Source organism: Chryseolinea sp. H1M3-3 (genome assembly GCF_029360725.1).
Classification (GTDB): Bacteria; Bacteroidota; Bacteroidia; order Cytophagales; family Cyclobacteriaceae; genus Chryseolinea.
In genome coordinates this window covers 219,758-227,450 of sequence record NZ_JARKMY010000015.1, presented here as the reverse complement: position 1 = coordinate 227,450, position 7,693 = coordinate 219,758, and the positions used below count along the sequence as shown (strand labels likewise).

The 7,693-nt window shown below is 42.4% G+C and carries 6 protein-coding genes; 2 read left to right on the top strand and 4 right to left on the bottom strand.

Going from position 1 to position 7,693, the window contains the following annotated elements:
- Positions 1–1,131: 1,131 nt before the first annotated feature.
- Together P2W71_RS23985 and P2W71_RS23980 are read left to right on the top strand one after the other, a co-directional pair.
- On the top strand, positions 1,132–1,539 hold the full coding sequence (locus P2W71_RS23985; RefSeq protein ID WP_276373949.1) for a hypothetical protein: 408 nt from the start codon (positions 1,132–1,134) through the stop codon (positions 1,537–1,539).
- A gap of 445 nt (positions 1,540–1,984) precedes the next feature.
- Positions 1,985–2,401 (top strand): hypothetical protein, encoded by a 417-nt coding sequence (locus P2W71_RS23980; protein WP_276373948.1) that lies wholly within the window; start codon positions 1,985–1,987, stop codon positions 2,399–2,401.
- A gap of 255 nt (positions 2,402–2,656) precedes the next feature.
- Here the strand turns inward: P2W71_RS23980 and P2W71_RS23975 are convergent, their stop codons facing one another.
- From P2W71_RS23975 to P2W71_RS23960, 4 genes are all read right to left on the bottom strand, one after another.
- Positions 2,657–2,896: a hypothetical protein gene (locus P2W71_RS23975; protein WP_276373947.1), complete on the bottom strand. Its 240-nt coding sequence runs from the start codon at positions 2,894–2,896 to the stop codon at positions 2,657–2,659.
- 196 nt (positions 2,897–3,092) lie between these two features.
- Positions 3,093–4,106: a phosphatase PAP2 family protein gene (locus P2W71_RS23970; protein WP_276373946.1), complete on the bottom strand. Its 1,014-nt coding sequence runs from the start codon at positions 4,104–4,106 to the stop codon at positions 3,093–3,095.
- Positions 4,107–4,611: 505 nt separating this feature from the next.
- Positions 4,612–7,305, bottom strand: coding sequence for an ABC transporter permease (locus P2W71_RS23965; RefSeq protein ID WP_276373945.1), 2,694 nt, complete (start codon positions 7,303–7,305; stop codon positions 4,612–4,614).
- Positions 7,305–7,637: a PadR family transcriptional regulator gene (locus P2W71_RS23960; protein WP_276373944.1), complete on the bottom strand. Its 333-nt coding sequence runs from the start codon at positions 7,635–7,637 to the stop codon at positions 7,305–7,307. Before P2W71_RS23960 ends, P2W71_RS23965 begins: the two co-directional genes overlap by 1 nt.
- Positions 7,638–7,693 lie beyond the last annotated feature (56 nt).

Here is a 7,693-nt window from a genome sequence, read left to right as displayed (position 1 = left end):
TGGCTGTGCGGTTGATTTTGCGCGGCCACTCGCGAAGCCCTTGACTTTTTTGGAGCGGTGGCTACCTTTGCCTGTGAGGAAGGAATGCCTGCTCAACTGTCAGATCAAGTCTTAGCTATTACAGTTAATGAGTGATAGTATGTTTTCTTTTTTGACACCTTCGCCTTTATCGAATAAACTTTTGACAATCGGTAAAGTCAATTCTTGTGGGATAACGAACCCATACAGGATTTTGAAACATTTAGGATAGCCGGATCTTCATCCCCTTCACCACTCCATCTCATACCCAACATTTTATCACGTTCTTCCCACAAGGCGTAGACTATTGCAAATTGGTCTGTTCATAAATGATTTTATCAACGACGAATCTCGAATGTTTAACATCTTCTGCTTTCATAATTTAATGTTTACTTCTTTTTATAACTCAAGGCTTTGGCGACATGTGGTCTAGTTTCAAGAAAATTTATGAACTCGGAAACGTCTTGGAACTCAATAGAGTATCTTCTTCCACTTTCAACGAACCACATCGATAAATGTCCATCTGAAATAGGTAGCAAAGTTTGTCGTAATCGATGTGCAGGTAGCTCAGTACCAATATCCAACTAACTGTTCCGGCACGTTGTAAAAGTAATTTGTCAATGACGATAAATTGTAACAAGTGTTAGTCCACTCTTTGCCATTTTGTTTAAGACGAAGGACAATTTCCAAATCTCAATCAGCTGCGCCCAGGCTCTTGATGCTTCTTCATATCTCTTTATACAGAGTAGACACATACCGTAATCGTGCGATTTTACTTCATAATCACGTGACGCAATAAGCCCATAACTTCTTTAAGAGCTAAACACACGTGACCCCTTTTAGCTTGTTAAGTACAAACATTGCCGTATTCTGTAAATGACATCTTGATTCATTATGGTCGTAAAACACGATGTATTATAGATCGTTATCCTATCCGGGTCTCCAGACAAATAATCGACATTTATCCACAAAGAATTCACAAACAAAATGTAGGGTAAATAAAAACAATTGAAAAAGATTGAGTAGGGTAATTGAAAACAAAATGAAACCATTCTTGATTCTATTCTGTTACCTTCGTATATTTGCAATATCATAATGAAAAACGGCATTTTAATGGAATTTGACAGCTTAGAATATTTTGAACCAGAAGAAAAATACGGTAATACGAAGGCGACGGTGCACCAGTCAGGAAAGTTAGGCTTTACTAGCGGTGCTGCTAAGCTGATTAACTTCGAAACAAATCAGTATTTTAAGATTGGCAGAAGAAAAGATAACAATTTGTCAGGTTTGGAGGTACTATATATGGTACCTGTGGCAGAGAAGGATGATTTGACCTTCCAAGCATATAAGGCTGGCGAATATTGGTATCTTAAAACCAAACGGTTGCTGTCGCAGCTGGGAATTGATTACCGTAATCGCACACAGAATATCTCATATGACGTCGAAGAAGTGAAGGAGGCTGAGAAAAGATATTTTAAACTGATAAGAAAATTGAAAGAGAACGTGATACAGCACGGATAAGTAGACACATTGACATAAATGGCAGGAAAATAGGATTGGTATGGAGATTGCGAAAACGATTGTTGAAATTTAAATGTTTAATTATGACTGAATTTTTACGGGATAGAAACGAAAATGTCAGAGGTTCCAGCCTCTGACATTTATCGTCTTGTAACATGCCTCTTTAGGGTTCCGCTATTGCAGCACTAACCATAGGAGGTACTTTGGCGTAAGTCACCAAAAGGGATTACAAGGTGTTTGTTGTTTTTCTGCGAGTAATTACAGAACAGACAAATATAGAAAAAAGTTTATCATATCATCTGGGAGAATTCTACGACTGGTTTGTAGAAGGGTTTTATGAGATAATAGCACGGGGACGCACTGCTCACAAGCTTTGACCGTGTCATAGGAAGTTCGTCAAGCTTTCCTTTAATAATTATTTCATTTCATAAACCCAAAAAAACAAATGGTTTTAGAAATATATTCCTTAGCAGATTACGCTTGCGATTATGGTAATGGCAAGCTCTCAGTGATTGGCACATTTGATGCCGTCTTTGCTCAACAACTCCCAGCGGTCCATCCGCAATGTGCTATCGCTGCACGTATGCGCTTTGGCAACAATGAAGCTGGGCATCACAGTTTTGAAATTCGCGCTTTGTCGCCTGACGGCAAGGTGATTCAAACTTTGAACGGGCAAGGCGAAATCATTGCTAATCCCAATTTTGATTACAGCACTCAGAATCTTGTGATGAACATGGTTAATTTTCCACTGGAAAAATTAGGCGCTTACGCGTTTGAGTTCTGGCTGGACGGCGAGTTTCATTCAGGTTTGAAGATGCATGTGTTACAAAGTTTGCCACCCGGCATGGTAAAAGCGGCTTAAGTCGAGGTTACCGTTTATTTTAAAAGGGAGTAGCTTTCGCTACTCCCTTTTTTGTCTCATAGCACGCGTTTCAATAAAGTTGTCTCAATGCCGTTGGCTTGAACGTCAGAATTTGCTCCAACCCTTTGCGGCTGCCTTTAGAGAACTTTAATCCTCGTTCTCAAAGCACTTAGTCATGAAGTAATCGAAAGCATCCGATGAGTGTCCATACTTTTCACAACGGACACCGTGAACATAAAAATTCTTCTCTTTCTTCTAACCGCCGTTCTCGTCTTCTTTCATTTCCTGTAAATCCATCAACAGCGAAGAACATCGAGGATTTATCAATACAGAAATTCCATCAAGATTCAGCCCGAAGACCCGTTCTAGTCCCAGTCTTCGAAGCAAATTACAGCGTGCTGGTTCAAGAATTAAGCCATGACTTTGTGGGTGGAGAATCTTGGACCCGTCATCTTCAGTTTTCAAACTGACGAGACAATCAATATATTTTCTCATAACGTTACCCTTTATTCCTATGAGCCGAAAATTTAAATCCGTGATCAGCAAGCTGTCATCCGAGATATAAAAAATATACTTCGATAAATTTAACAAAGATGATCTTGGTTTACGGAACGTCAGTTTGAAGATTGAAACCATAGCGCGTGTGAGTCGCATACAAGCCGACACACAACGCCCGCGCTAGTCACTGTTGCTAATTAATTCGATGAATAATGTTAACCATGCCGGTTTGTCCATCGTAAGAAGGCATTACAATGGTTTGTCCACCTTTATTTTTCTTTCCCCACCGGTACTGGTGGGTGAGGTACGCCAGGTTTGTGGATAGTATACCAATACCTGCTCCTACCAATACATCTGACATCCAATGCCTGTTATTCATAACACGCATTGTACCAATTCCGGTAGCCAGTGTATAGGCACCGATACTATACCATACACTTTTATGTCCATACTCTTTGGCGAGAAAAGTTGCTGTTGCAAAAGCCTGCGCAGTGTGTCCCGATGGGAAGGATGTTAATTCTTTAGTATCAGGTCTGGGTACTGCTGTTATTCGCTTCAAAGAAAATGTTAACATCCCTAACATCAACTCAGACTTAATTAAAATGGCGGTACGATTAGCGAAATCATTTTTACCTTCTACACCAAGCCAATTTAGCCCGTACACCACAACAATAGGAGCATGTTGCAAGTAGTCATCGGCACGATGGCGGAAGTTGGGTATATATCTATTTCTTTCTCCCTGTATCTCATAATTATCGTCATTATCGGCATCTAAAGTGGATAGTCCTGCTACCATAAGTAGTGCTGGTGCAATAACTGCCCGCCGGAAGGCAACTGACTTTAGCGAGATGTCTTTAATAAAAAGATCCTTTTGAAAAGTAGGAGGATCACTTTTTAAATAACTTGTTTGTAAATGATGCTGTGCGTTGAATTTATGATTCAACGTACTGGCTATTGTCAACGTGTTTTTGTTCAGATATGAAGCGCGCGTTATTTCATCTGGCGCATAGCCGGAAATCATTCGGGCAGGAGGGACATTATCGATGTGAAAATTTCCATCTGCATCAGTAACAGATCCCCATATGAGGTCAGATTCAATTATCACAACGTTTGCTCCAGGCAATGGCGTACTTGATTCCTGGTCGACAATTTCTTCTCTTACAGTCTGTATGGTAGACTGGGCCTTTAGAGAAATTATAATGAACATAGTTAAAGCCAGGCCTACTAAAATTCTTCTTGAAAGAAACATGACGGTTTAAGGTAAATTATTTGGTTTGGATTAAGACAATTCAAAGTCCACTTACCCCTACTGACTTAAGCATTTTTATCGTCCTTTTACAGAAAAACCCCTCTTTTTGCCTCTAGAAGCGAATATTTCTCCTTCAGCTGGGTGATCAAAATATGTGTCTTACAATTGTTGGTGTGCTTGCGTTTTTAGGCAAGCGTATCCTGGGAAAACTTCACCTCATGACTGGTGCTATTTTAAAAAAAACCGATTGAAGTAATGACCGCAGAAAAGTTGAACAGATCATCAATCAGCTGAACAAATAAAAATCAGCATTGCCCGATATAGAAGTTGCGCCACCAGAGAATGTGATTGATCAACTTGCCTCAACGGATTTTGCGATCAGCAGTGTATCGGGATCCGGCGACGTCGTTCAGGTAAACTTTATAATGGTGGCGGAGGGAACAGCTTCTCCAGACCAACACCACTATTCGCTTCTTAATGACTTTACCGGATTCGCCAGCGCGGCACGAATAGATTGGTAACTCATCGTAAGCCAGGCGATACCGAACGCGGTTATCCCAGCAAGGATGTACACCGCTACTCCGATTTCAGTTTTGTACGTGTAGCTCTCCAACCACCAGTCAATCCCATACCATGCTGCCGGAGCCGCAAGTGCAAAGGCGATCAGGATCAGTTTTCCGAATTCTTTCGAAAGTAAAACTACGATGCCAGACACACTTGCGCCGAGTACTTTTCGAATACCAATTTCTTTCGTTCGCTGTTCCGCCGTGAATGCAGTAAGTGCGAACAGGCCAAGGCACGCAATAATAATCGCCAGCACGGCGAAGATGAAGAAGATGTAGCCCAGGCGTTGCTCGGCCGAATACATGCGCCCGAACGCTTCATCCAGGAATGAATATTCGAACGGAAGCCCCGGACCGAACTTCTTCCAGGTGTTCTCCACACTTTTGATCACGTCCTGCGCTTCCTTCGCTTCAAAACGGAAAGCAATCATATTCCTGGTATTTGTCAGAAATAGTCCGAGGGGGCCAATATTCTGACGCAGTGACTCAAAGTGAAAGTCTTCCACAACTCCCACGATCGTTAATACTAAATAATTTTTTGCATCGGATGCGTCTGCGCCGAAGGTCGTGATCCGTTGCCCGACTGCATTCTCATTCGTGTACCCCAACATTCGAACCGCTGTTTCATTGAGTATAACTCCGCTGGAATCACTTAGAAAGTCGTTCGAAAAATCCCTTCCCTGGACGATTTTCATTCCAAGTGTTTTTACGTAATCATGACCCACTCCCCAGTTTTGAAGTGATACCATATTTTCTTCGGTCGGCGACTTGCCCGCAGGCCAATAGACATTGTCGCTTCTATGAAACCCGTTGACGGGAAGAAATGATGAAATGGAACCGCTCTTTATCCGGTTGTCACTCAGAACTTCATCTTTAAAAGCGTGCAGTTGATCATTCAATGCATAGGCATCGTGAACAATCAGAACCTGGTCTTTATTAAACCCGATCTTTTTGGTTTGTATATAATCGAGTTGCCGGTTTACAGCAATGGTACCAACCACCAGCACAATCGAAATCCAAAATTGGAAAACCACCAGCGCACCCCGAATGATGCCGCTCTTTGTACCCATTGAAACATTACCCTTCAAAACATTTACCGGACGAAACGCCGACAGGAAAAATGACGGGTAAAGACCTGCGAAGATTCCGGTAATCAATGCACCACCGATCAGTAACAACCAGAACACCGGCGAAGCAAAGGGGAGGGAAAGTTGTTTCAAAGCCAATTCATTGAACATGGGCATCACCATCCAGGCAATGACAATCGCCAGCAGGAAAGAACCGACACTCAGCAACACCGACTCTATCAGGAACTGACGAACAAGATGAGAGCGCAGTGAACCCATCACTTTTCGAATGCCGACTTCCTTTGCGCGATTCGACGATCGTGCTGTCGACAAGTTCATAAAATTTATACAAGCGATTAATAAGATAAAACCCGCTATTGTCCCAAACAGATAGACGTACGTGATACTGCTGTTGGCACCCATTTCCCCCATGCGATCCGAGTGCAGGTGGATATCCGTTACTGGCCGAAGCGTAAATACCAGTTTGTTTCCCTGCGATTCGAATTTTTCGAAACTGAAGTCGGCGCCAAGGGCAGACTTCAATTGTGGTCCGGCATAGGTGAGTACCATCTTTGGAAACTTTGCCACGAGATCCTCCGCCTTTGCATCTTTCGCCAGCTTAATATAAGTGGTGAAGTTGTTGCCGAGCCATCCCGTGTCGCGATGGTAATCCACACTTACCAATGCTAGAATAAAATCGAAATAGAAGTGATTGTTAGATTCTATATTCTCATAAACCCCTGTGATTTTCCAGACCTGTCCATCATTGCTGATGAGTGTTTGCCCAAGTGCCTGCTCACCCGGAAAATATTTGTCGGCCGCCTTCTTGCTGATCGCCATTGTATTGGGCTCCTTTAATGCAGTGCGCGGATCGCCTGCAAGAAACGGGATGTCAAATATTCTGAAGACGGAACTGTCGGCGTAGACGGTATAATTTTCTTTGAAACTTTCTTCGGTACGGCGGAAGATCATCGATGCGTTGTTCCAAAATCTGGCTGCTACTTCTACTTCAGGAAAATCCTTTCGCAATGTCTCGGCCATCGGTGCAGGTGTATTTGCCATCAACAGGTGATTATCGCCGAACTTCATTTCTGTGTCCACCCGATAGATCCGGTCGTGGTCGGTATAACGCTTGTCGTAACTTAATTCGTTTGTTATATAGAGAAGGATGATCAGGCATGAAGCCACGCCTATCGCAAGTCCCGCAATATTGATGAGTGTATAAAACTTCTGCTTCTTCAGATTTCTAAAAGCAATGGTGAAATAGTTCTGGAGCATATCGATGAGTTTACTGTTTTCTGATTGTATTGTTTGATGTTGAATTTCCTGGAACCCTTCGGTTCCACCGAAAGTCGCGATGACGATATGGTATGAGTCTATAAATTTCCGCTTGGATGAAGACATGTCATCTTCCACTGCCGAACAAATGTGATCTATCAGCTCCTCTTGCAAACCATCAAGGAGCAGGCCTCTTTGATAGAGGTCCTTGATGATGTAGTCAATATTTTCCTTTGACAACTCCGGCATTAATTCATCTTCACTTGTAAGACGGAACGCATTGTACTGATGAAATCCACAAATTCCGTGACACGATCTTTAGCCAAAATTTTCCCCGGCGATGTAAGCAGATAATACTTGCGTATTCTCTTACCGATGTTCACAATTTCTGTTTTAACCAACCCTTCAGCCTCGAGCTTGTGCAACGATGGATAAAGCGCACCCTCCGTAAGTAAAATTCTACCATCAGAAAGCTCTTTTACACGCTGTGTGATCTCATAACCGTACATTCTGCCATGGTCCTTCAGGACTTTTAGCACAATTGTCTGCAGGGTACCTTTCAATAGTTCGGAAGAATGCATATGTCACGAATACATAAGATAATTATGTATAAGACGCGCAGGCATGCTTTCGGGTT

Excerpts from the sequence above, each read along its gene's own strand:
- P2W71_RS23970 (WP_276373946.1), bottom strand. The coding sequence starts at position 4,106 with ATGTTCATTATAATTTCTCTAAAGGCCCAGTCTACCATACAGACTGTA.
- P2W71_RS23960 (WP_276373944.1), bottom strand. The coding sequence starts at position 7,637 with ATGCATTCTTCCGAACTATTGAAAGGTACCCTGCAGACAATTGTGCTA.
- P2W71_RS23985 (WP_276373949.1), top strand. The coding sequence starts at position 1,132 with ATGGAATTTGACAGCTTAGAATATTTTGAACCAGAAGAAAAATACGGT.
- P2W71_RS23975 (WP_276373947.1), bottom strand. The coding sequence starts at position 2,896 with ATGAGAAAATATATTGATTGTCTCGTCAGTTTGAAAACTGAAGATGAC.
- P2W71_RS23980 (WP_276373948.1), top strand. The coding sequence starts at position 1,985 with ATGGTTTTAGAAATATATTCCTTAGCAGATTACGCTTGCGATTATGGT.
- P2W71_RS23965 (WP_276373945.1), bottom strand. The coding sequence starts at position 7,305 with ATGCCGGAGTTGTCAAAGGAAAATATTGACTACATCATCAAGGACCTC.